Here is a 24,769-nt window from a genome sequence, read left to right as displayed (position 1 = left end):
TCTATCGATCATATTTTATTTCAATTGAAGTGATCCCATAATATTTAGCATATGCATCTTCCCACAGATAGTCTTTGAGGTGAGGAATGTCATACACTTTCTGAGTAAATATTGGATATTCTTGAGGAACAAACCTATCATAGAAAAGGAAGTCCATAGTTCCATTTTTCTTTTCTTTCAGCACATATTGTTCTCTATTGTCAAAGGTTTCTCTTAGTCGAATTGTATCTTTCAGACTGAAAGAATAGGACGCAAAAAATAATGCAATTAGAGGAATCCAGATAATATAATTTGTTATATATAGAGGCTTGAAAGAGAAGTCTAGGTTCATATAAAGCAGTAATGTAGCTGTAATAATCAGAACAATAATGCTAAACCAGACTCTCTCGGGAAATATAGGAGCAGCAGCCATTACTACTGTAGCTACAATAGCCATAATGAAAAACAGGAGAGATAATCTGAATACTGTTTGCTTATACTCCTTCTTTCCCCATTTCCAGTGTACTATGGCAGTTACTATATAGATAATAGCAGGAACAATGCCATAAACAAAGAATGTCTTTATTACTGAAATCATTCTGTAGTAGTAATATGAAAGCTCAGGTTTACCGTCAGCAATGCCATGTATAGTGTTAAGCTCTATTTTATTTCGGATAAAATTTCCAGGGGCAGACAGCATAATAAAACAGCCTATGGCAACACCAATAAATCCGAAAATAGCCCATTTTGGAATCGCTTTCTTTTCGTACTTTAAGAGGAGTATAAATAAGAAAAGAAAGGAAAGTAATCCGGCTACTAAATTCTCGTTAGTCCATCCAGCTATAATTCCCCAAAATAAGAAGATAGCACACTTTAGAATAGAATCTCTCTGTTGCTTTGTGTTATCATATTTTAGGTAATACATAGAGTAGGGGTATAGTATAGAAATGACAAGCATACAGCCCCAAAGATAATTGGCGCTACCTGTCAGCCATGCAATGCAAACCATCAAGTCTGGGGCCAAGAACCATATAAGGGCACTGATTCCTATATATAGAAAAATATTTACTTGGTGTCGGTAGTTTACTGTGGTATAGATCAGAGTAATGAGGGCTACATATGCCAGACTGTTTAGTATGTCAGCCCATGCCTCCCCTATATACAGAAAAGATTGAGCTATGGTATGCGCAACAGACCGCCCTCCCCATAGGAAATAATGATTGTACTGAGATTCTATTACATCTGCAAAACTAGAAACCCTGTCTGTATCTCTGCCAAAGACAAAAGAATAAAGCCAGTCATCATTAAATAGCGGGAAATAATGATTCAAAGCATATATTCCAATAAATGTAACAAGTATTGTTGCACTTAGAAGAAGTTTGTTTAGAGTTGCTTTTTCTTTATCCAACATGTTTTGGTTTATAAAAGGTAGTTTTATTTGTCTTTATTCTTAAAGTTTATGCTATTTACTCCGTAGTATTTTCCTAGTCGTTTATCCCAGCCCGGATCTATCATCATCCAGTCTTGTAAATCTAAAACGATCAAGCAAGATTCTTTCTCTTCAAACTTAGAGTCTATAACAAGGATATCTTGTATTCCTTTACTTTTCTCTTTCTTTATGATCTGCTCTCTTCTTTCGCAAACCTCACTGAATTTAGAAAGTTCGTCGTAGTTTATTTTACATGAAAAAATATATATTCCAAGAATCACGATAAAGATAGTACAATTTATTATTCTTAACGCTTGAGTAGAGAAATCTAGGTTGGCGTATAGAATCATGATTCCTACAATGAGAAAGATGAGTATACCAAACCAAGCTCTTTCTGGAAACATCGGGGAGCCAGACATGACAACAGTAGCAATGGCTGCAGTAAAAACAAACAATAGAGATAATTGTAGTTTGTCTCTCTTTTTTTCTTTTTTAGCCATCTTCCAGTATAAGATTATAGATGAAAGATAAATGATTCCCGAAACAAGTAAATGCCTGTAAGCTAATTTAGTAACAGTGGCGAAACGGTGAAAATAGAAAGATAGGTCTGTTTCTCTTAGTTGATGTGCAACCCATAAATCATTTTTGCTTCGTATCGCATTCCCCGGAGCAAGTATCATAAAAGCACATCCTATAATAGTTCCTATTAGTCCTGCGATCATCCATAAAGGAATTTCTTTTTTCTGTAATTTTAAAAGAATAAGTAATCCTATTATGAAAAATATAAGTGCTATTCCTACATTTTCATTTGTCCATCCAGCAAGTATTCCCAGAAGAAAAATGCCAATAGCTTTTCCTTTACTTGCTTTAGTGTCATCTTTTAAATAATAAGATGTGTAATAATACAATAGACTAAATACCAGTAAACCTCCCCATAGATAATTGGCACTTCCTGTAGTCCAAATTAAATTCTGAGACAATGATGGAAGCGAAAACCATATGAATATATTGATATATAAAAAGAGTATGGTATTTGTTTTGTTCCCTTTATTCGCAATATTATAGATGAGTAAAACAAAAAGCATATAAGCGAGAGTGTTCAGAAGGTTATTCCACGGTTCGCCTATCCAGAGTAGAAACTGAGCAATAGAGTGTAGAATACTACGTCCTCCCCACGAAAAATAATGCTCGTATTGGCTTTTCAGAATATCTGTTATTCCTGTAAGTTTTCCCCCTTCTACCAGATTGAATGAGTAGTGCCAGTCGTCAAGATATATGGGGTATAGAGTGTTTAGAATAAGAAAGAATATTCCTACAAGAAATACTACCCCATAAAATGTAAATCGTGGGGCGCCATCTTTTTCTATACATGCTTGTATCACTTTTCTCAGAATATCCATTAGCCTATTCTCATTGCTCTGTCTATAGATCTTTTATCATCCTTTTCGCGTAATGATTGTCTCTTGTCGTATTGTTTCTTACCTCGTGCAACTGCAATATTGATTTTGGCCAAACCTCTTTCGTTCAAGAAAAGACGGGTAGGAACAATCGTATAGCCTGTCTCTTTGACTAAACGCTGCATTTTTTTTAGCTCTTTTTTATTCAGAAGTAATTTTCTGTCGCGACGTGCCGAGTGATTGTTGTAAGAACCGTAGAAGTATTCTGCTATATACATGTTCCGAACCCATAATTCGTTCTTTTCGAAAATGCAGAAAGTATCTACCAGACTAGCTTTCCCGTCGCGAATCGATTTGATTTCAGTTCCAGTAAGTACTATTCCGGCAGTAAATGTTTCGACGAATTCGTAGTCGAAACTAGCTCTTTTATTCTTTATATTTATATTTTGTTGGCTCACTGTTGGTTGTGTTTTATTTACTTAAAAGCAATAACATACAAAAATAAGAATTTTAGAAGAATATCTGTTATTGAACTCTTATTTAAAAGCAAAAGAGGTGATTTGTATGATCACCTCTTTTCTATATTTCATAAAACCAGACTTATTTTTCTCTGATGAATATATTTATTTGTGTTCCTGACAGATCCCAATTTTCCCTTATCCTGTTCTCTAAAAATCTCTTGTATGGTTCTTTAATCCATTGAGGGAGATTACAGAAGAAAACAAATGAAGGAACTTGCGTGTTAGGCAACTGAGTTACATATTTTATTTTTATGTACTTACCTTTATTTGCAGGAGGTGGAGTATGCTCTATAATAGGAAGCATAACTTCGTTTAACTTATGAGTTGGTATTCTGGTTTTCTTGTGGTTATATACAATTTTTGCAGTTTCCAACACTTTCAGTATACGTTGTTTAGTCAGTGCAGATGCAAATATGATAGGGAAGTCTGTGAATGGAGCAAGACGACTTCTGATCGCATTTTCAAAAGTTTTGATAACAGCCTGATCCTTGCCTTCGACCAAGTCCCATTTATTGACACATACAACAAGTCCTTTCTTGTTCTTTTGTATCAAAGAGAATATGTTCAAGTCTTGACTTTCTATTCCTTGTGTTGCATCAAGCATCAGGACGCATACATCAGAGTTTTCTATTGCTTTGATAGAACGTATTACTGAATAATATTCAAGATCTTCTGTTACTTTACCTTTTTTTCTGATACCGGCAGTATCTACCAGATAAAAGTCCATATTGAACTTGTCGAAACGAGTGTAGATAGAATCTCTTGTTGTTCCGGCTATATCTGTAACAATGTTTCGTTCTTCACCAATCAATGCATTTACAAAAGATGATTTTCCTGCATTTGGACGTCCTACGATCGCAATACGAGGAATTTCTTCCAATTCTTCTTCGTCCCCTTCTTTGGTGAACTTAGAAATAATAGTATCGAGTAAATCTCCTGTTCCTGAACCATTGATTGCTGATATATTGAACGGATCGCCTAATCCTAAAGAATAGAATTCAGCTGATTGATGATGTAGGTTGAAGTTGTCGGCTTTGTTGGAGACTAATATGATTGGCTTGCTCGATCTTCTTAGCATGTTGCCCACAGTAGAGTCCAAATCCGTTAAGCCATTCATTACATCTACTACAAAGAGAATGACATCAGCCTCTTCTATAGCGATTTTTACTTGTTTGTTTATTTCATTTTCAAATATATCTTCTGAGTTCAAAACCCAGCCACCTGTATCTACTAAGGAGAATTCTTGACCTCCCCATTCTACTTTTCCATATTGACGATCTCTTGTCGTTCCCGATGTCTCATCGACTATAGCTTGCCGGCTCTCGGTCAAACGATTGAAAAGAGTTGATTTGCCGACATTAGGTCGTCCGACTATAGCTACTAAATTTCCCATAAATGATTTTCTCTAAATTTGCTACAAAGGTACGTAATTTCTCTGAATCATTATGATATGAAAAAAGCTCTTATTTAAAGAGCCTCTTCATTTTTACTTAAAAAAGTGAAATTTTATTTGAATATCGAACTTCTTGTACACCAGATTAAAGTGTCTTTAGACGATTTTATATTTTCTATTGATAAAAAAGGTGTTTCAGTTGCAGCATCTTCTTCGCTAACTTCTTTTCGTGGCGTAATTTGTTTCGTTGTAAAGGATTTCTCACCATCTCTTTTGTATGCTACATAATGTTGGCGAATTTTTAGCTCATTGGTGTCACCTTCTCCATAATATACCGGAGTGTCGTTATTTATGAGGTATAACGAACCATTCTCAAAAATATATTTATTGATTTCCGGACGAGAGTCGCCTTGATCTATGGCAACTGTCATTTCGTCGAGAAATATGAAATAGGTATCAGCATATTCTTCAAATAAAGTAGCTGGAAATACTCGGTCAAGTATTTTTTTTATAGAATCAGGATGTAGTTCTTTAACACCAGAGGAAGAACCTATATAACCGAAGGTTGATTCTATAGTAGATTCTCTGTGTTGTATACCACCTTCAGTCTTATCGTCTCCGCATGAGAATAAAGTTGCAGAAGCCAGTATTATTGAGATTAAAGTATATTTAAAATAATTCATATCTGATGATTTCTAGTTGAATGGATATATAACATTGCACCATACAATAGTGTCTGTAGGGTTGGTTAATTCTTCTATGCTGTTGTAGCCTAATCTATTTAATACTGTTTGTATATCAACAACTGCATTTAATGAGTCTTGTTTAAATCTTGGTTCAGTGGGCTCATCTGTTTGCTCTGACGAGAATTTAGGGTTTGTATATCCGATGAGTCCGCTTCTCAGATAGAAATTACTATTCACATCTACCAAAGCTATGAATTTAGGATTTTTAGTATTCGTTACGGAGTCAAATACCATTATATGTAGTCCGTCCTTGTCTATTACATAATCGGAAATGATTTGTTTCCCTCTGTTACCGCTGGCACTTTCCAGATAAGTTAATTTGTTTTCGTTGAATTGTAATGTTATATTCTTATAGGCATCAGGATTAAAAACTTCTGATAGGTATTTCTCAATAAGTTCTTTCTTCTTAAGATTGTTAAATTGGACTTTTACTCCTCCCGAAGGAGAGCCTTTATACATGGTGAAGTCCGATACATCTATATATGTTTGTCGTAATACTCTTTCTTGCTCATTTTCATTGCTACAGCTAAAGAACATAAAAGAAAAGGCAATTGTGAAGAATACTGAGTATGTAACTGTTTTCATAAGAGGCTTTTGTTTATAGAATGGTAAAGATAAGTAAAAAACGTTTTATTAGATCATTCTTTGATGTGCTTCTCTGTACAGATTAGATAAAAAAAGCTGCCTCGAAAAGGAGACAGCTTTAAAATATGTTTGTTGATTCTTATTTATTATAAGCCCACTTCAAGTATAGTGATCCCCATGTGAATCCGGCTCCAAAAGCAGTAAGGATGATATTGTCTCCTTTCTTTAATTGCGATTCCCATTCAGCAAGACAGATAGGGATTGTACCTGCACTGGTGTTTCCGTATTTTTGGATATTGATCATAACCTTGTCAGCAGATAATCCCATGCGGTTTCCTACAGCTTCGATGATGCGGATGTTTGCCTGATGAGGAACTAGCCAGTTTACATCGTCTTTTGTCAGGTTATTTCGCTCCATGATCTCTACAGATACATCTGCCATCTTAGATACAGCATGTTTAAAAACAACTTGTCCTTCTTGATAAACATAGTGCATGTCATTGTCTACTGTTTCGTGAGATGCAGGGTGTACTGATCCTCCTCCATGCATGTGCAGGTGAGGGATACCAACTCCGTCAACATGTAGTATCGAGTCCATTACTCCATATTCTTCTTCTGTTGGCTCAAGCATAACTGCTCCGACTCCATCTCCAAAAAGAGGACATGTTGTACGATCCTTGTAGTTCGTGATAGATGTCATTTTGTCTCCGGCTACAACAAGGACTTTCTTGTATTGACCGGATTTTACGAAATTAGAACCTGTTTCCAGAGCATAAAGGAATCCAGAACATGCTGCTTGGATATCGAATCCTAATGCATTTTTTATTCCACAAGCTTCTGCTGTCATTGCTGCAGTAGAAGGGAAGATATAGTCAGGTGTTGTAGTTGCAAAGATGATAACTTCTACTTCTTCTGGCTTAGTGTTCGTTTTTTCGAGTACACTTTTTACTGCTTCGGCAGCCATTGTAGATGTACCTAGTCCTTTGTCTAAGACACGACGTTCTTTGATACCTACGCGACTCATTATCCATTCGTCCGTAGTGTCAACTATTTTTTCAAAATCTGCATTCGTTAGTATTTTTTCTGGTGTGTATGCACTAACACCTGTGATTGCAGCTCTAATCATACCTTTGTGGTTTTGTATAGGTTAATAAAAAAAATGCCCTATTGTCTAGGGCTTTTTAAATCTTGGGCTCGAATTAAACCGCAGCTCCTTTTTCTATAGCTAATTTTCCTCTATAGTGTCCGCATTCAGGACATACAGTGTGGAATACATGCCATGATCCGCAATTAGAACATACAGCTAGTGTAGGTGCTACTGCTTTGTCATGAGTTCTTCTTTTAGCTGTTCTAGACTTTGATTGTCTTCGTTTCGGATGTGCCATCTCTTTTTTTTATTTAGTTGTTTTTATATATCTATTTTAGAAATACGTTTTCTAATTTTCATCCATTGATAAGTCTTTCAAAGAGTCCCAACGAGGATCAGAGAAAGAAGCGTCCTCTTCTTCAAAAGAAGTGTCTTCTTCGTCAGAATTATCATCTTCGTCATCGTTGCTTTTTACTTTGTGCTTATTTAACTTTGATGACATTGCTTTGTTACAAGTTCCCGGAGCATGAACTTTTTTAGCAGGTAGGCTCAATACAATAAACTCATATAAGAACCAAGCTATATTGATAGCTCCATCTTCTTCCGGAATAATTACAATCTCATCACTTTCTTCTGAATATTCTTTTCCAAACTTAACAATCAATTTATTCTTGGTTTCAACATCTATATCGATGTCATCCAAGCATCTGTCGCAAGGAACTTGTACTGAACCCTTGATGTTGAAGTTCAATTCAAATGTTGTTGAAGTCTTCTTTAAAGATACAACCACTTTTAGGGCACCTCTTTTTACATCAGCGGTACCATCATCAATGAGAGAAAAGAACTTGTCATCCAAGTCGTATTCAAACTCATGTTTTCCTTCAGATAATCCTCTTAATGGGATGTTGTATAAACTAAATTTCGCCACGTTCAGATAAAAAACTCAAAAAGAATGGCTGCAAAGGTATAAAGTTTTTTTGAATAAATAAATAATTTATCTCTAATCTTAACTCAAAGATTCTGATTGTAAACTTAAATATTCTGATATAAAAGGAAGAGTTTGTATTAAAGGTAAGTTCATCGTTTACCTTTCTTTACCTTCCTTTATTTATATATAGCATAGAAATCCCTTAAATGTCTAAATATTTAAGGGATTTTATCTTTTGAAATGAAAGGTGAAAATTAAATTACACCTTGGGCTATCATCGCTCGTGCAACTTTCATAAATCCTGCAATATTTGCTCCTTTTGCATAGTTAATATATCCATTTTCAGTTTTACCATATTTTACACATTGGTCATGTATATTTTTCATGATAGACTGTAAGCGTTGGTCAACCTCTTCGGCAGTCCATTGGATATGCATAGCATTCTGGCTCATCTCTAGTCCAGATGTTGCAACTCCTCCAGCATTTACAGCTTTTCCAGGTCCATAAAAAATATTATGTTCGATGAAAAGATCTGTTGCTTCTGTTGTACATCCCATATTAGAAACTTCTGCAACACAAAGAACTCCATTTGCAATCAGTTGTTCTGCATCATCTTTGTTTAGTTCGTTCTGAATGGCACAAGGTAAAGCTATATCTACTTTTTCTCCCCAAGGTTTTTTCCCTCTATGGAATACGGAGTTAGGATACTGTTCAATATATGGCTCAACAATATCAAGACCGCTACTTCTAAGTTCGAGCATGTAGTCTACTTTTTCCCCAGATATACCGTCTGGATCGTATATGTAGCCATCAGGTCCTGATATGGTAACAACTTTAGCCCCTAGTTGAGATGCTTTCAAAGCAGCACCCCAAGCTACATTTCCAAAGCCGGAAATAGCGACGGTCTTCCCTTTTATATCTATTCCTTTAGTATTTAGCATTTCGACAACGAAATATAGAGCCCCAAATCCGGTTGCTTCAGGGCGGACAAGAGAACCTCCATATTCTAAGCCTTTCCCTGTGAAAGTTCCAGTATTTTTGCGGGCTAGTTTTTTATACATTCCGTATAGGTAACCTATTTCGCGTGCTCCAACACCAAGGTCTCCTGCTGGTACGTCTGTGTCTGGACCAATATTTCTCCAGAGTTCAAGCATGAAAGCTTGGCAAAATCGCATGATTTCGCCACTCGATTTTCCTCTAGGACTAAAGTCAGAGCCTCCTTTTCCTCCTCCCATCGGAAGGGTTGTCAGAGCATTTTTAAATGTTTGTTCAAAGCCTAGGAATTTTACAGTCGAAATATTCAGTGATGAGTGAAATCGAATACCACCTTTGTAGGGACCAATCGCATTGTTGAATTGCACACGGTATCCAATATTTACTTGTATGTTTCCTCTGTCGTCTACCCATGTAACGCGAAACGTGAAGATGCGGTCAGGTTCAACAAGTCTTTCGAGTATTTTATTTTTCTCGAATTCTGGATGTTGGTTGTAAACGTCCTCGATGGTTGTCAATACTTCCTTTACGGCTTGTAGATACTCTTGTTCTCCCGGATGTTTAGCTTCTAGGGCTAGCAGCAATTCGTTTACTTTCATATATAAATTTTTATTTATTAGTGTTTAAAAGTTAATGTACACAAATAAAATGATTAATTCTCATTAATACCTCAATAATAACCTTTTTTATACAGATAAAGGTTGTTTAGATGTCAAAAGTTCAGCTTGTTTGTATTTTTTTTTGAATAAAAGGAATGATCTTTTGTCGCGAAAGATTGTTTATCTTTATATGATGTCAAAATATATAGAGAAATGAATAAATCAAAAATACCACCAAAAAGCTTATTAACTAATTCTAAACCGAGTAAAATAAACTTGAATGCTAAGGTTATCCCGGTTACAGGACAGACCGAAAAAAAAGATTTCCCTGTGACCGGAATGACTTGTGCTTCGTGCGTTGCTCATGTACAGTCTACTTTAAGTAAACAACCAGGAGTAGTAGAAGCTTCTGTAAATTTAGCTAATGCTACTGCGTATGTAGAATATTTACCTTCGATCACTTCTCCCGATAAAATGCAAAAAGCAGTACAAGATGCAGGCTATAATCTGATAGTAGATGCTATGAGTAAAGGTGAAATCGAAGACTTGCGAAACAAAGAGCTAAGCAAATTGAAATGGAATTGTATTCTATCTTTAGTTTTTGCGGTGCCATTAATTATCATCGCAATGTTTTTCCATGCAATGCCGTATGCTAATTATATAATGTGGGCACTCTCAACTCCTATAATATTTGTTTTTGGAAGACAGTTTTTTGTTGTAGCATGGCGACAGGCAAAGCATCTGTCAACAAATATGGATACTCTCGTCGCATTGAGTACGGGGACAGCATATTTGTTTAGTGTGTTTAATACGTTAGTTCTATCTTTTTGGGAGCAACGAGGATTAGAACCGCATGTTTATTTCGAAGTGTCGGGTGTTGTTATTGCTTTTGTCCTGTTGGGGCGCTATATGGAGGAAAAAGCTAAGCGTAGTACGACAACGGCAATTAAAGAGTTGATGGGATTGCAACCCAAAACAGCATTGGTTGTAAAGAATGGAGTTTTTGTTGATGTTCCGATCGAAAATATTCAGATAGGGGATGAGATAGTCGTTAAGCCCGGAGATAAAATTCCTGTAGATGGGATTATAAGCAAAGGTAGTTCGTTTGTTGACGAAAGTATGATAAGTGGAGAGCCTATTGCTGTAGAGAAAAAGGAAAAAGAAAAAGTCTTTGCCGGAACTATTAATCAGACTGGCAGTTTTCACTTCATAGCAAATAGGATTGGAGCGAATACCTTGCTAGGTCAGATAATAAGAATGGTGCAAGAAGCTCAAGGAAGTCAGGCTCCGATCCAAAAAACGGTAGATAAGGTATCCAGTATATTTATTCCGGTTATTGGTGCAATTGCTATAATAACATTCTTCGCTTGGTTTTTCTTGGGAGGAGAAAATGGTTTTACTCAGGGTTTGTTGTCAATGGTTACGGTTTTGGTAATTGCATGTCCTTGTGCTTTAGGATTGGCTACTCCTACTGCTATAATGGTGGGAATTGGTAAAGGTGCTACAAACGGAATTCTTATAAAAGGTGCTGAAGCATTAGAGAAAGCTCAAAAAGCTACAGCTGTAGTTTTGGATAAGACCGGGACTATTACAGAAGGTAAACCTCATGTAACTAATATGAATTGGGTTGTGCAGCCCTCGGATGTATTGTATGATGTTTTATATACTATCGAAGCATACTCTGAACACCCTTTGGCTAATGCGGTAAAGCAATATGTAAAAGAAAATGCTCGTTTGTTAGAAGGTGTAGAAGTGAAAGCTTTGACGGGTAGAGGAGTAGTAGGGGTAATCGATGGGAGGCAATATTTTATCGGTAATTTGAAACTTTTGGAAGAGCAAGGAATATTATTATCTGATGAAGAAAGGGTTTGGATTGATAAAGAAATTAATAATTCGAATAGTATTGCTCTGTTTGCTGACGAACAAAAACTTTTGGCAATAATTGCAATAACAGATACAGTAAAGAGTACATCGCTTGAAGCCATTGATAAACTAAAATCTATGGGGTTAAAGGTGTATATGTTGACAGGTGATAGCAATAGATCAGCAAAACTTATAGCTAATCAGGTGGGGATAGATTCAGAACGAATAAAAGCTGGTATTCTTCCGGCAGAGAAAACAGACTTTATCAAAGAACTGCAAAAGCAAGGTGAAGTAGTTATTATGGTAGGGGATGGTATTAACGATAGTGGTGCTTTGGCTGTTGCAGATGTTAGTGTGGCAATGGGGAAAGGGAGTGATATAGCAATGGATGTGGCGCAGATTACAATAATCTCTTCCGACTTGAATAAACTTTCTCAAGCTGTGAAACTATCTAAAGAAACGGTCAAAACAATTAAACAGAATTTATTCTGGGCCTTTATCTATAATATAATAGGTGTACCTATAGCTGCAGGAATCCTCTATCCGATAAATGGTTTTTTGTTGAATCCGATGATTGCAGGAGCTGCAATGGCTTTAAGTTCGGTAAGCGTTGTTACGAATAGTTTGTTGCTAAAAATAAAGAAAATCTAGGTTTGGATTCATATGAAAATAAAAGAGGATGGTTTTATAAAACCATCCTCTTTTTCGATATCTGGAAATATTTATTAATATTCACGTCTTCTGAAACCACCGTTTCCACCTCTGTTGTTATCGAAGTTTCTACGAGGGCGATCGCCTTCTGTGCGTGGACGAGCTTCTGATACAGAGATAGTTCTGCCATCATATTCAGCACCGTTTAATTCGTCAATAGCTTTTTGTGCAGCTGCATTGTCTTCTAGTTCAACAAATCCGTAACCTTTAGAACGACCTGTAGCTTTGTCCATAATAACTTTTGCTGAAGAGATTTCACCATATTCGCTGAATAAATCTCTTAAATCATTGTCGTTGATGCTGTAGCTCAACCCTGCAATAAAAATGTTCATTGTAAAAAAATAAAATTGTAAAAATTATAATACTTTTTGCAGAAGATGTAAATAAAGTAGGAAGGATAAAAAAAACTAGACAAGAAAGGTTACCAATAAGGGAAAATGACTTGAACAGAAAAATTTAATCAATACACTGTAAGAACTCTAATGCTAGGCAAATGTAAGCATAATATTTATTATGGAGTTGAATTGGTCTACTATTTTTTTATAATAGTTAATTTATTTACACATTTTAAGTAAAATAATATAGACTCCTGTAGATCTGAAGATAAAATATGGATGTTTTCTCTCTCTTAAATCGTATAACTTTATTCTATTGTGAAGTGCCGTAGGGATATTGTATAAAACAAATCAGGGTAGAAATATTTCCACCCTGATTTGTTTGGTCTCTGATAAGAGTTATATCTTTTTGCGATAGGATATGTCTTATTCTTGACTAGCTGCTGCTGTAAGCTCTAATGTGACCAAAGCTTTTGTAACTTCTCCTTCTGGATATTTAGTTTGAAAAGATTCAGTTTGGTCGTAATTTAATTTAATAGATGTTTTTGTAACTTCAGTAATAGTCATAGATATAGTTTCAGCTTCTTGACCTTCTTCAGTAATGGCTAGAGTCAATATTTTGTCAACATAAATATAAGTTCCACTTACCGTGTTTTCAGTACCTTCTTCGCCTTCTTTTGTCATTTTGAATGTTTTGTCGTCATTCAATTCGATAGACTTAAAGTTGTTGCTAGCTAACTCTGTTTTAATTTTCTCTGCAGTTTCCTCGTTAGCTTCAACTTCTACAGCTAGTTTAGTTTCGTCTAGGTTCCATGTTCCAACTATGCCAACCACATTAACTGTAATAGTTGCACTTTTACCTTCTTTGTCAGTTACTGTAACAGTTGTACTTCCTTCTGCTAGAGCTGAGATTATGATTTCACTTTCTTTCGTTTCTGCAGTAGCAACTTCTTCATCAGTTACGATTGCTTTGTAATCTCCATTTCCTTCAGTAATTTTAACTACAGCTTTTTCTCCTACTTCTATGTTGACTTCATTTTGTTCAACTTTTAGGTTTATCTCATCGTCGTCGTTGTCACAAGAAGTGAATCCAACAAAAAGGGTGGCCATGAGTAGGGTTAAAAGTAATTTACTTTTCTTCATAATACTAATCATTTAAATTATTAAGTTATTAATTGTTCTACAAAGTGATTGATGTATTATTGATCGGAAAAGTTGCATGGAAGTTTCTTTTTTATGTTTTTTATCTAGTATTTAAGAATAATGATTGTCTTTTGCGTCGCCTGTAAAGTGTTGATTAATAGAATTTAGAGGTGGTGTTTTGATGGAGTGAATTTTTTCTTATAATTTAGCAAAAAAGCGAATTGATTTACAAAATTTGTATTTGAGGGATAATGAAGAGTATTATAGTTTTATTAGTATTGATTCTGTTTTCATGTTGTAATGATGAGAGGAATGACAGGGTGTCTGCAGTAAAAGCTACTTTGTCAGATATGGAATTAAAAGGAGGGACTCTGATTCCGGAAGGTTATAGTATTAATGCATCAAATGTAGAGAATGTTACTCAAATATTACATCCGGTATATACAACAATTGAAAGAATGTCATTTTCTGTATCTTTTACTGTAAATAGTAAGAATGTCATATTAAGAATAGGCAAAGGGTTTTGTTTTGCCGAAATATTGGGTAATCAGATGAGTGTTTATCAGATTTCGGATGATTTTAATGGTTCTTCTTTGATAGATATCATTAATTTGCCTTTTTGTTTAGTTGAAAACACGAAATATAATATTTCAATAGATAAACTTGATGGGTATAGACTCAAATATTCTATTGTTTCAGTAGATAGTCAGTTTGATAAAATATATAATATAGATACAGGATCTGGCTTTAATGTAGTCAGAGCCTGGGGGCAAGCATTCTTTGGGGTAAAAGATGGGAATGTATTAGTAAATGATGCTATTATTACAACTGGTTATGACAGAGAGACAGTTGTCTCATTTTGGGGTGATTCTTTTTTTGATGCGGCGAACTTAGTTGGTAATGGGGGGACCTTCAAAGATCGTTATTGTGATTTGGTAGCACAGGAAATAGGATATGAAAAAGTTCCTATTATGGCTCGTACAGGACATGCCCTTGATGCTTCTTTCCTTGCTCGATTTAAGATTGAAAATAGTTATTTTAAATCTCCTTATGTATTTATTGCTATGGGGACAAATAATAGATCCTTGGATGAATACATCACTTATGTAAAAGAATGTATTAAGGAGGTGAAAAGAAATAAGCAAACTCCTATACTCGTAACAGTTACTCCTCGGCCAGATGTTGATTACGCTTTGGTGACGAAGCCTATAAATGAATGGGTTAGGGCTAGTGGAGAGCGATATGTGGATATTAGTAGAGCAGTTACGGATGATAATGGTAATTGGATGCCTTTGTATGTTGTTGCGGATAGTATACATCCTTCTGTAGAAGGAGAGCACGCCATGTTTAGACGAATTAAAATTGATGTGGCTGAATTATTTTATTAAAGGTCTAATGGCTGTGTAATGTTTATATAAAAAAAAGTTGCATGACCTCATGCAACTTTTTTTATTATTAAGATTGTTATTCTTATTCGATAGTAAGAATTGTAACACCTTCAAGAACTGAATCTCCTTGATTTACATTGATCGAAGCTACTGTCCCGTCTTTAGGAGCAGCGATAGCATTCTCCATTTTCATAGCTTCAAGTGTAGCTACGTTTTGACCTTTAGTAACTTTGTCTCCAACGTTAACATTGATTGCTACTACGATTCCAGGAAGTGGAGATTTTACGGCTCCAGGTCCTCCTGCTGCAGGAGCTGGAGTTGCTGCAGCTACAGTTGCTTTCTTAGGCGCAGGTGCTGCTGCATTCTTCTCTACAGGACGAGAGATTAGTGTTACTTCTTCTTCGTTGTTTACCAACTCTACTTCATAATTGCTTCCATTAACAGCAACTTCAGCAACAGAGTTATCCAACTTATTTACGGCTACTATATAGTCCTGACCGTTGATTCTGTATATAAATTGTTTCATGATAATTTCTATAATTTTATTTTCTTACTGGCATTTGAAGCATTGCACTGCTTCTGTCGACCCAAGGAAGATTGTCTTTAGATACATTTTTGATAGTAAGTACATTACTCTCTTCATCGTGTTGATGTTGAGTGTCGTATATAGCCATCGCTATTGCAGCTAAAACATCTGTGGGTATATTTTTATCACTCATAATTTTAAGCTTTTACTTATTTATTCGTAATCTGGTTACAATTATAGAGGCAAGTTATCATGCTTCTTCGCAGGGTTCACTTGTTGTTTAGTTCTTAGTTGTTCAAGACCACGAATTACGCGGAAACGAGTGTTGCGTGGTTCGATAACATCCTCGATGTATCCATAACGAGCAGCATTGTAAGGGTTGCTGAATTGCTTGTTGTATTCTGCTAATTTTTCAGCTTTTACTTCAGCCGCTTTGTCGCCGGCCTCTTTCACTTCTTTAGCGTAAAGAACCTCAGCTGCACCTTCTGCACCCATTACTGCAATTTCTGCAGTTGGCCATGCATAGTTCAAGTCACCACGAAGTTGTTTACAGCTCATCACAATGTGAGAACCTCCGTAAGATTTACGTAGAGTAACTGTTACTTTTGGTACAGTAGCTTCTCCGTATGCGTAAAGAAGTTTAGCTCCGTGAGTAATAACGCCTCCGTATTCTTGTCCTGTTCCCGGAAGGAATCCTGGTACGTCTACAAGTGTTACTAATGGAATATTGAAAGCGTCACAGAAACGAACGAAACGTGCCGCTTTGCGAGATGCGTTGATATCAAGAACACCAGCCATATACATAGGTTGGTTGGCAACGATACCTACCGATTGTCCATTCATGCGAGCAAAACCTACGATGATATTTTTTGCATAAGCTGAATGTACTTCAAGGAATTCTCCATTGTCAACAACCATTCCGATTACTTCAAACATGTTGTATGCTTTGTTCGGATTGTCTGGGATTATTTCGTTTAGTCTGTCATCCATACGAGCAACAGGGTCGTTGCACTCTACGCGAGGAGCTTCTTCTCTGTTGTTTGACGGAAGATATCCGAATAATTTTTTAATCATTTCAAGACCTTCGTCTTCGTTAGCAGCTGTAAAGTGAGCAACTCCCGACTTAGAAGCATGTACACTTGCTCCTCCTAGATCTTCTTGTGTTACATCTTCGCCAGTTACAGTTTTAACCACTTTAGGGCCAGTAAGGAACATGTAAGAAATTCCTTCTACCATAAGAGTGAAGTCTGTCAATGCAGGAGAGTATACTGCTCCACCGGCACATGGTCCGAAGATACCAGAAATTTGAGGAATAACACCAGATGCAAGAATGTTGCGTTGGAAGATTTCGGCATATCCGGCAAGAGCGTTTACGCCTTCTTGGATACGTGCACCTCCCGAGTCGTTAAGACCGATAACAGGAGCACCTACTTTCATAGCCATATCCATTACTTTACAAATCTTCATTGCTAGTGTTTCGGAAAGAGATCCTCCGATAACTGTAAAATCTTGTGCAAATACATACACTAAACGTCCGTTGATAGTACCGCTACCGGTAACAACTCCGTCACCTAGGAATTTTGTTTTTTCCATTCCGAAGTTTGTACAACGGTGTTCAACAAACATGTCGAACTCTTCGAAACTACCTTCGTCAAGTAAGATGGCAACACGTTCGCGTGCTGTGTATTTACCTTTAGCGTGTTGAGCTTCTATTCTTTTTGCTCCACCACCAAGGCGAGCTTTAGCGCGAAGTTCTACAAGCTCCTTAATCTTTTCCAGTTGGCTCATATTTTCTATTTTAGATTCTGATTAATTTGATTTCTGTTTAGATAAGAAAAGACTTTACTGCACCTGTTTTTTTTGATGCCGTAAAGTCTTTTGTACTTTATTTTTTAGGAGTTTCACAAAATTCTGTGAGAACGCTACCTGTTGATTTCGGATGTAAGAAAGCGATGTCTAGACCTTCTGCACCACGACGAGGAGCTTTATCGATCAGTTGAACTCCTTTTGCTTCTACTTCAGCCAGAGCATTAGCTACTCCGTCCTGAACACACCAAGCAATGTGGTGGATGCCTTCGCCTCTTTTTTCAATGAATTTAGCGATAGTGCTATCCGGGCTTGTCGGCTCTAGAAGCTCAATTTTTGTTTGTCCTACTTTGAAGAAAGCAGTTTTTACTTTTTGGTCTTCTACAACCTCAATGTTATAACATTTTAGACCTAAAACTCCTTCATAGTAAGGTAGTTGTTCTTCGATGCTTTTTACAGCGATACCTAGATGTTCAATGTGTGAAATATCCATGATTAATCTTTATAAAAAAGTTATTATTTTGGTTTGACGCAAAGGTACTATTAAAATATAAGACAAAGAAATTAAAATAATAAAAAAAAATGAGCATATGCACAGATGTTGGTGTTTTGTGCAGTCTAGGTGAGGGGTGTGCTTTAATCTTTTGATTCTTAAAATGAAAGCTGTGAACGAGATCTTGCTTTTTAACCTTCCGTAGACGTTGTTTTAACAGAAAAGAATAGGAAATATGAATTAAATTTCCTATATTCAGAGACTAAGTGAACAATTAAGTGTGGTTGTTCATTATATAGATATACCGCTTTGTGTTTCATCGTTTAAAAGGGAGGTTTTATGTTGTTGCAGGAAATTTTGAAAGCAGGGGATGTTCTCTATAGAGTAAACCCCAAAAACTTATCGATGAAGGTGTTTGTTGTTAGCGGTTCGGAAGATGTGTATAATTACACCACTACGAATTTTGAAGATTTTTCTTTAAAATGTGAGAAAAAAAGACTACAAATACCTCTTGATGAGTTTCCGTGTGAGTTTAGGGGATTTTGGTATTTTCTAACAGAAGAGGAAGCAAGTGGCTTCGTTAAAGCTCAGATTGGCTTATGATAGATTTATTATCAAATGAAAAATTAAAGCGAGACTAATTTCAATAACTAGTCTCGCTTTTTGTCTTATCTAAAGAGGATAAATGTAGATTGCTCCAATTGTTGATTAGATCGTTTTATACTTGATAAAATATATAATTAACAGAAGCCATCCGGCAATCATAAATAAACCTCCTATAGGAGTAACTGGTCCTAGAAAGCGAAGGTTTACATTCCAGTAATCGGCAAACGAAAGGAAGTAAATGCTAAAAGAAAACAAGAATACGCCTAGAATAATACATATGGCTGCCCATTTTTCTACAGAAGTGCTGAATGATAAGAAAAAGCCTATTGCTAAGAGTGCTATTGCGTGATACATCTGGTAGCGTACTCCTGTCTCGAAGCTGAGAAGCTTTTCGGCAGGTAATATTTGTTTAAAAGCATGCGCACCAAGAGCGCCTAGTATCACAGAAAGCATTCCGTAGATACTAGCTATAATTAAAACACATTGTTTCATTTTCTGTCGTCTATTTTAGTGTATTCTTTAATTTCAGCCGCGTTCTTATAAGCCGGGCGTATAATTCTTTTTTGTTTAAAGTTCAATTCTTCTATCCGATGTGCTGACCAACCGACGATACGAGCCATAGCAAACAAAGGCGTAAATATTTCCTGAGGTAATCCTATCATGTCATAAATAAAGCCAGAGTAAAAGTCAACATTTGCACAAACTTGCTTTCCTTTGTCTTTCCCTTTGAATTCCATGAAATTATATACTGCTCGCTCTTCCAAAAGGTTCATGAAATTATATTCATCTTCACGACCTTTTTCTATAGCTAAATCTCGTGCCATTTCTTTAAGTAAGACTGTACGTGGATCGGATATGGTATAAATAGCATGTCCTATACCATAGAATAGTCCTGATTTATCGTAGGCTTCTTTGTTGAATATTTTATGAATGTATGAGTCCACTTCTTCTACGTTGGTCCAGTCTTTGATATTGCGTTTTATGTGCTTTAGCATATCTACAACCTTGAGGTTTGCTCCTCCATGCAAAGGACCTTTGAGTGAGCCAATACCGGCAGCAATAGCTGAATAAGTGTCAGTGCCGGCCGAACTGGTGACACGTACCGTAAAAGTAGAGTTGTTACCACCTCCATGATCGGCATGAACCATTAGTGCCAAGTCAAGAACTTTAACATCTAGAGGAGTATAGTTTCTCCCTTTTATCATATATAAGAAGTTCTCAGCCAATGATAAATTGGGTTGTGGGTGTCTGATATGCAAGGATTTTCCTTGTTCATGTCTTATCGCATTGTGAGCGTAAGCCACAATTGTAGGGAAAGTAGCAACAAGGTTGAGTGACTGTCTGATCAGGTTCTCTGGAGAAGTACTATCCGGATTATCATCAAATGTATATAATTCAAGCACACATCGTGATAGGTAATTCATGATGTCTTTTCCTACAAGATCGAGAATGTGCATAACAATCTTTGGTTTCAGATCCATTGTTTTGCTTAATAGATCAGAGAATTCAGCAAGTTCTTTTTTGTTAGGTAAATCTCCTGACAATATAAGATATACAACTTCTTCGAAGCCTAGTCTGTCTTCTTTTTGAGCGCCTCTCACTATGTCTTCAAGACTCATTCCTCGATACATAAGTTTTCCCGGAATGGGGAATGTGTTGCCATTCTCGTCTCTGTCGTATCCTACAACATCGCCGACTTTGGTAAGTCCTACAACTACTCCGGTGTGATCTTCATTGCGTAAACCTCGTTTAACGTTGAATTGTTTGAATAATTCATTACTGATATTGGAGGTGTTGGTAACCGTTTGGGATATACGGTTTACTATTTCATTATTATTTAGTCTTTCCATAATAGGTAGTCTTAGGGGTGTCGTAATATTAAATGTTATTATTGGCAGAGAGTGTGAGGTCGCAGTTTAGCTGCACATCGTTGATGTCGGCTCCAATCTTTTTGTAGAATTCAATGGCCGAAGCATTCCAGTTGGATACCTGCCATCGTAGTTTGTTGCATTCTTTTTCTTTAGCAAAGGCGATAACTTTTTTTATCAGTCTTGACCCGACTCCTTTACCTCTGTATCTCTCTTTTACATATAGGTCGTCCATATATAAAGATTTTCCAACCCAAGTATGATAGGTGAAAAAGCAGGTGGCATAGCCCATTATCTCATCGTTTTCACCTCTGGCTATAAAACCATGGATGTAATCTTTTTCGAGGATCATCTTTTCTTTAGAGTTGATCATCTTTTCGGGCGATTTTTCGAAAATAGAGAACTCTCTGAAAAGATGAATCAATTCGTCGAAATCTTTTTCCTTTATCGGTGTAATATTCTCGTTTACCATTCGATTCTTAAAAGATTTATTTACGGCTCATGTAATTTAATGCGCTTCCTGCTTTAAACCATTCTATTTGAATGTCGTTGTATGTATGAGCTACTTCGAACGATTCTTTAGTCCCGTTGCTATGAAGTAGTTCGATTGTGAGGTTTTGTCCGGGCTTGAAATCTATTAAGCCGAGAATGCTTATCTTGTCATCTTCTCTAACTTTGTTGTAATCCTCTTTATTTACAAAAGTAAGTGCCAGCATACCTTGTTTCTTAAGGTTCGTTTCGTGAATACGTGCAAATGATTTTACTATAATAGCTTTTACATTCAGGAAACGAGGTTCCATAGCTGCATGTTCGCGAGATGAACCTTCTCCATAATTCTCTTCTGCTACAACGATAGACCCAATTCCCTGAGCTTTGAACTTTCGGGCAAGCTTAGGAACTTCAATATATTCTCCCGATTCGGAGTCCAGTACAGCGTTCGTCTTTTGATTGAAAGCATTTACTGCGCCTATCAGCATATTGTTCGAAATATTGTCGAGATGTCCGCGGAAGCGAAGCCATGGTCCCGCCATAGAGATGTGGTCTGTAGTACATTTACCCTCTACTTTGATAAGTAAAGGTTGATCTATAATATCCTTTCCGTCCCAAGCAGGGAAAGGTTTTAATTCTTGTAAACGTTGCGAATCCGGAGCTATTTTGACAATGATGTTGCCTCCATCGCTTGCTGGTGCTACATATCCGGAATCTTCCATTGCATATCCGCGAGGTGGAAGTTCGTAGCCATTTGGTTCATCTAATTTTATCTTTTCGCCTTTTTCGTTTGTCAAGGTATCCGTCATTGGATTGAAGCATAAATCGCCGGCGATGCTTAATGCAGCTACAATCTCAGGCGATGTTACAAATGCATGTGTATTTGGATTACCATCATTTCTTTTAGCAAAATTTCTGTTAAAAGAAGTCACGATTGAGTTAGGGCGATCGGGGTTGTCATTTTCTCTTTTCCATTGACCGATACAAGGTCCACAAGCATTGGCCATAATGGTTGCGCCTGCGTCTTCGAATATTGGCAATATACCGTCTCTTTCGGCAGTGTAGCGTACTTGTTCCGATCCGGGGTTGATTATAAATTGAGCTTTTATTTTAATGTCTTTTTCTTTCGCATTCTTTACGATAGATGCTGCTCTCGATAAATCTTCGTAAGAGGAGTTTGTACAAGAGCCTATTAAGCCAACCTCCATTTGCTGAGGATAGCCTTTTTCTTTGACAACTTTTGCAAACTCAGAGATAGGGTAGGCCGCATCCGGAGTGAAAGGTCCATTCACGAATGGCTCTAGGGTAGATAGATTTATTTCTATTAGTTCATCATAATATTGTTGAGGGTTGTTGATGACGTCTGCATCGGCTTGTAAGTATGCTATAATTTGATCGGCAAGTTCAGCAACATCACTTCTGTCTGTTATTCTTAGATAATCTGATGATTTTTTGTCGTAAGGGAATATTGATGTTGTTGCACCAACTTCAGCACCCATGTTACAAATGGTTGCTTTCCCCGTAGCAGAAAGAGATTGCGTGCCTTCTCCGAAGTATTCGATGATGGCGTTTGTTCCTCCTTTTACAGTTAAAATTCCGGCTAACTTTAATATTACATCTTTAGGAGAAGCCCAACCTGATAATTTTCCGGTAAGTTTTACTCCGATCAGTTTAGGCATTTTTAGTTCCCAAGGCATTCCTGCCATGACATCAACAGCGTCGGCTCCTCCAACTCCGATAGCGATCATTCCCAATCCTCCCGCATTAGGGGTGTGTGAATCTGTTCCTATCATCATGCCTCCGGGGAAAGCATAATTTTCGAGAACTACCTGATGGATTATTCCTGCTCCCGGTTTCCAAAATCCTATACCAAATTTGTTTGATACAGCGCTAAGAAAATCATAAACTTCCTTGTTGGTAATTTCGGCTGTGTTTAAATCTTCTTTAGCTGATTTGTAGGCTTGAATCAGGTGGTCGCAGTGCACTGTTGATGGAACAGCTACCTCTGTTCGTCCTGAGTTCATTAATTGTAATAATGCCATTTGTGCTGTAGCATCTTGCATGGCTACTCTGTCCGGATCAAAGTTGACGTAGTCTACAACTCGTTCAAAATCTTTGATCTGCTCGTCAGTAGAGAGATGTGCATATAAGATCTTTTCACTAAGTGTTAATGGGCGATTTAACATAGTTTTAGCCTTTTCTACTTTTTGGGTATAAGTAGAATAAAATTTGCGAATCATCTCTATGTCAAAAGTATTACTCTTCATCTCTATTTTATTTTAGTTGATCTATATTGTTTCTTTTGTTTACAATGTACTAATTTTTTTGTAAAAAATATGATAGTAAACCGTGTGTCTTATTCTTAATTTTATAAAAACTGTAAATTGTTGTTTAGTGAAGAATAATACCATCTCTTTGAGTCGGATTACTCTGTTTGTTACTAGTGCGTTACATTGTGTATTGGGTATGTTGGTCTAACAGATAATATTTATTAGCAATAAAGAAATAATATCAATGCTAAACTATACGTTCTGAAAGTAATATGCTTCCCAATGTGAAATGTATAAATGCAAAAATAGGCAAAAATATGATAAAAAGATAAGTTTAATAAGTTTTTTTTGTCTTTATGTATTGTTTTGGCAGGTATTTTGTGTTCTTGTGTTGAATAAGCATGGTTTTGTTTGATTCTTGATAAATTATTCTAATTAGAGTATTAAACCTTTTCCCCTTAAAAATATCTAAGAAAATAGAACCATAAAATTATGTAAGAGTATTTTCTTACTTTTGTAGTTTACTAAAGATTATTGCATGAAAAATATAACGATCATATTTCTTTTATTTATATCAACATTATCTCTGTATGCACAACCTTCTTCTGATAAATTGATCAGGCAGGGTGTTGCTTTACATGATAAAGGGAAATATAAAGAAGCTATCACTTGTTACGAAAATGCGCTGAAGGTTAATCCTAGTTCTATGTCGGCTGTCTATGAGATGTCTTTGTCTTATCTACATCTGAAAGATTACAAAAAAGCAATTGAGCATAGTACAAAGGTTATTACAGCCAATTTTAAGCCATTGCTGATGGATGCTTATATTGTTAAGGGGACAGCTTTGGCAAAACAGGACAAAATAGATGAAGGGATAAGTTTACTTAAAGAAGCATTGGTGAAATGCGGAGATGAATACCTGCTTCACTTCAATTTAGGGCTCAGTTATTTTAATAAAAAAGATAGCCAGATGGCAGTTCATCATCTTCAAAAAGCAATAGAAATAGATGCAACCCATGCAAGTTCTTTTCTGTTGTATGCATATGCTTTAAATGATTTGGGGCAATGGGTACAGAGTTTCTACTCTTTCCATTTTTTCTTACTTTTAGAGCCTAATACAGAGCGCTCGCGTGATGCTTTTGGTGAAATGTATGATATAATCACTGCTAAGTTGGAAGTTGGAAGTGATAAATTGGGTTTAGAAAACGATATTGATCGTAAGAAAATATATGATCAGCTTCAAGAAAAAAAGACCGGAGCTACGGATAATGTTTCTCAATATAACTATTTTGTAGAAGCGTCAAAATTGATATTTTTTAATGTAGGACAGCTACAAAATGAATCTCAAACAGGTTTGCTATGGTTCTTCTTTGTCCCTACTTATGAAGAGATATTAGGATCGGGGCACTTCGAAACCTATTGTCGGTATGTGAGTGTTGCATATTATCCGGAATCTCTCGAATGGTGGGAGAATAATAAGACTCAAGTTGATAATTTTATTGAGTGGTTTGAACATGGGCAGGGAGTCTCAAGTGATATGGAAGAGGACGCTTATTTTGGAGATGATACAGATATAGAATCAGAAGGAGAATAATCTGTCCTAGAATAGAGAAA

General features: G+C 36.4%; 24 protein-coding genes. 4 read left to right on the top strand and 20 right to left on the bottom strand.

Features of this window, described 5'->3' with window-relative positions:
* Position 1: 1 nt before the first annotated feature.
* The 10 genes from DHU68_RS09750 to gdhA form a co-directional block, all read right to left on the bottom strand.
* The gene (locus tag DHU68_RS09750) at positions 2-1,390 is read right to left on the bottom strand and encodes a DUF6056 family protein (protein WP_108822797.1); all 1,389 of its coding nucleotides are present in this window, start codon (positions 1,388-1,390) and stop codon (positions 2-4) included.
* 23 nt (positions 1,391-1,413) lie between these two features.
* Complete coding sequence (locus DHU68_RS09745) at positions 1,414-2,808, bottom strand: DUF6056 family protein (protein ID WP_108822796.1); 1,395 nt, start codon at positions 2,806-2,808, stop codon at positions 1,414-1,416.
* Positions 2,808-3,263, bottom strand: coding sequence for an SsrA-binding protein (gene smpB, locus DHU68_RS09740; protein ID WP_108822795.1), 456 nt, complete (start codon positions 3,261-3,263; stop codon positions 2,808-2,810). Before smpB ends, DHU68_RS09745 begins: the two co-directional genes overlap by 1 nt.
* A 142-nt stretch (positions 3,264-3,405) precedes the next feature.
* The gene (gene der, locus DHU68_RS09735) at positions 3,406-4,719 is read right to left on the bottom strand and encodes a ribosome biogenesis GTPase Der (RefSeq protein WP_108822794.1); all 1,314 of its coding nucleotides are present in this window, start codon (positions 4,717-4,719) and stop codon (positions 3,406-3,408) included.
* Positions 4,720-4,832: 113 nt separating this feature from the next.
* Positions 4,833-5,402 carry a hypothetical protein gene (locus tag DHU68_RS09730; RefSeq protein WP_108822793.1) on the bottom strand — a complete coding sequence of 190 codons (570 nt, stop codon included), beginning with the start codon at positions 5,400-5,402 and terminating at the stop codon, positions 4,833-4,835.
* A gap of 12 nt (positions 5,403-5,414) precedes the next feature.
* A complete protein-coding gene (locus DHU68_RS09725) occupies positions 5,415-6,050 on the bottom strand; it encodes a hypothetical protein (RefSeq protein WP_108822792.1) in 636 nt (211 codons plus the stop codon).
* Between the two features lie 139 nt (positions 6,051-6,189).
* Positions 6,190-7,176 carry a beta-ketoacyl-ACP synthase III gene (locus DHU68_RS09720; RefSeq protein WP_108822791.1) on the bottom strand — a complete coding sequence of 329 codons (987 nt, stop codon included), beginning with the start codon at positions 7,174-7,176 and terminating at the stop codon, positions 6,190-6,192.
* Positions 7,177-7,249: 73 nt separating this feature from the next.
* Positions 7,250-7,435, bottom strand: a complete 186-nt coding sequence (gene rpmF, locus DHU68_RS09715; RefSeq protein ID WP_108822790.1) for a 50S ribosomal protein L32 — start codon at positions 7,433-7,435, stop codon at positions 7,250-7,252.
* A gap of 51 nt (positions 7,436-7,486) precedes the next feature.
* Complete coding sequence (locus tag DHU68_RS09710) at positions 7,487-8,065, bottom strand: DUF177 domain-containing protein (RefSeq protein ID WP_108822789.1); 579 nt, start codon at positions 8,063-8,065, stop codon at positions 7,487-7,489.
* 254 nt (positions 8,066-8,319) lie between these two features.
* The gene (gdhA, locus tag DHU68_RS09705; protein ID WP_108822788.1) at positions 8,320-9,657 is read right to left on the bottom strand and encodes an NADP-specific glutamate dehydrogenase; all 1,338 of its coding nucleotides are present in this window, start codon (positions 9,655-9,657) and stop codon (positions 8,320-8,322) included.
* Positions 9,658-9,870: 213 nt separating this feature from the next.
* Between gdhA and DHU68_RS09700 the strand changes: the two genes are divergently transcribed.
* Positions 9,871-12,171, top strand: a complete 2,301-nt coding sequence (locus DHU68_RS09700) for a cation-translocating P-type ATPase (RefSeq protein WP_108822787.1) — start codon at positions 9,871-9,873, stop codon at positions 12,169-12,171.
* A 74-nt stretch (positions 12,172-12,245) separates the two neighbouring features.
* On the opposite strand, the gene DHU68_RS09695 is transcribed toward DHU68_RS09700, so the two are convergent.
* Together DHU68_RS09695 and DHU68_RS09690 are read right to left on the bottom strand one after the other, a co-directional pair.
* The gene (locus DHU68_RS09695; protein WP_108822786.1) at positions 12,246-12,563 is read right to left on the bottom strand and encodes an RNA-binding protein; all 318 of its coding nucleotides are present in this window, start codon (positions 12,561-12,563) and stop codon (positions 12,246-12,248) included.
* A gap of 429 nt (positions 12,564-12,992) precedes the next feature.
* Positions 12,993-13,709, bottom strand: coding sequence for a pilus assembly protein N-terminal domain-containing protein (locus DHU68_RS09690; RefSeq protein ID WP_160111118.1), 717 nt, complete (start codon positions 13,707-13,709; stop codon positions 12,993-12,995).
* A 251-nt stretch (positions 13,710-13,960) separates the two neighbouring features.
* On the opposite strand from DHU68_RS09690, the gene DHU68_RS09685 reads away from it, so the two are divergent.
* Complete coding sequence (locus tag DHU68_RS09685; RefSeq protein WP_108822784.1) at positions 13,961-15,097, top strand: SGNH/GDSL hydrolase family protein; 1,137 nt, start codon at positions 13,961-13,963, stop codon at positions 15,095-15,097.
* Between the two features lie 82 nt (positions 15,098-15,179).
* Here the strand turns inward: DHU68_RS09685 and DHU68_RS09680 are convergent, their stop codons facing one another.
* From DHU68_RS09680 to mce, 4 genes are all read right to left on the bottom strand, one after another.
* Entirely contained in the window at positions 15,180-15,623 is a 444-nt protein-coding gene (locus DHU68_RS09680; RefSeq protein ID WP_108822783.1) for an acetyl-CoA carboxylase biotin carboxyl carrier protein subunit, read from the bottom strand.
* Positions 15,624-15,639: 16 nt separating this feature from the next.
* Positions 15,640-15,816 carry a hypothetical protein gene (locus tag DHU68_RS14260; RefSeq protein ID WP_185117503.1) on the bottom strand — a complete coding sequence of 59 codons (177 nt, stop codon included), beginning with the start codon at positions 15,814-15,816 and terminating at the stop codon, positions 15,640-15,642.
* Positions 15,817-15,857: 41 nt separating this feature from the next.
* A complete protein-coding gene (locus DHU68_RS09675) occupies positions 15,858-17,411 on the bottom strand; it encodes an acyl-CoA carboxylase subunit beta (RefSeq protein WP_108822782.1) in 1,554 nt (517 codons plus the stop codon).
* A 97-nt stretch (positions 17,412-17,508) separates the two neighbouring features.
* Positions 17,509-17,922, bottom strand: a complete 414-nt coding sequence (gene mce, locus DHU68_RS09670) for a methylmalonyl-CoA epimerase (RefSeq protein ID WP_108822781.1) — start codon at positions 17,920-17,922, stop codon at positions 17,509-17,511.
* Between the two features lie 339 nt (positions 17,923-18,261).
* On the opposite strand from mce, the gene DHU68_RS09665 reads away from it, so the two are divergent.
* Entirely contained in the window at positions 18,262-18,525 is a 264-nt protein-coding gene (locus DHU68_RS09665) for a hypothetical protein (RefSeq protein WP_108822780.1), read from the top strand.
* A gap of 105 nt (positions 18,526-18,630) precedes the next feature.
* On the opposite strand, the gene DHU68_RS09660 is transcribed toward DHU68_RS09665, so the two are convergent.
* The 4 genes from DHU68_RS09660 to DHU68_RS09645 are packed head-to-tail and all read right to left on the bottom strand — an operon-like array spanning position 18,631 to position 23,152.
* The gene (locus DHU68_RS09660; RefSeq protein WP_108822779.1) at positions 18,631-19,020 is read right to left on the bottom strand and encodes a DUF423 domain-containing protein; all 390 of its coding nucleotides are present in this window, start codon (positions 19,018-19,020) and stop codon (positions 18,631-18,633) included.
* Positions 19,017-20,378 (bottom strand): citrate synthase, encoded by a 1,362-nt coding sequence (locus tag DHU68_RS09655; protein ID WP_108822778.1) that lies wholly within the window; start codon positions 20,376-20,378, stop codon positions 19,017-19,019. Before DHU68_RS09655 ends, DHU68_RS09660 begins: the two co-directional genes overlap by 4 nt.
* Before the next feature lie 28 nt (positions 20,379-20,406).
* Positions 20,407-20,868 carry a GNAT family N-acetyltransferase gene (locus DHU68_RS09650; RefSeq protein WP_108822777.1) on the bottom strand — a complete coding sequence of 154 codons (462 nt, stop codon included), beginning with the start codon at positions 20,866-20,868 and terminating at the stop codon, positions 20,407-20,409.
* A gap of 16 nt (positions 20,869-20,884) precedes the next feature.
* Positions 20,885-23,152 carry an aconitate hydratase gene (locus DHU68_RS09645; protein WP_108822776.1) on the bottom strand — a complete coding sequence of 756 codons (2,268 nt, stop codon included), beginning with the start codon at positions 23,150-23,152 and terminating at the stop codon, positions 20,885-20,887.
* Between the two features lie 541 nt (positions 23,153-23,693).
* Here DHU68_RS09645 and DHU68_RS09640 point away from each other — a divergent pair.
* The gene (locus DHU68_RS09640; protein WP_108822775.1) at positions 23,694-24,749 is read left to right on the top strand and encodes a tetratricopeptide repeat protein; all 1,056 of its coding nucleotides are present in this window, start codon (positions 23,694-23,696) and stop codon (positions 24,747-24,749) included.
* The last annotated feature ends 20 nt before the right edge of the window (positions 24,750-24,769 follow it).

It is taken from the genome of Dysgonomonas sp. Marseille-P4361 (assembly GCF_900343125.1).
GTDB lineage: Bacteria > Bacteroidota > Bacteroidia > Bacteroidales > Dysgonomonadaceae > Dysgonomonas.
This window is presented reverse-complemented; position numbering and strand designations above follow the sequence as displayed.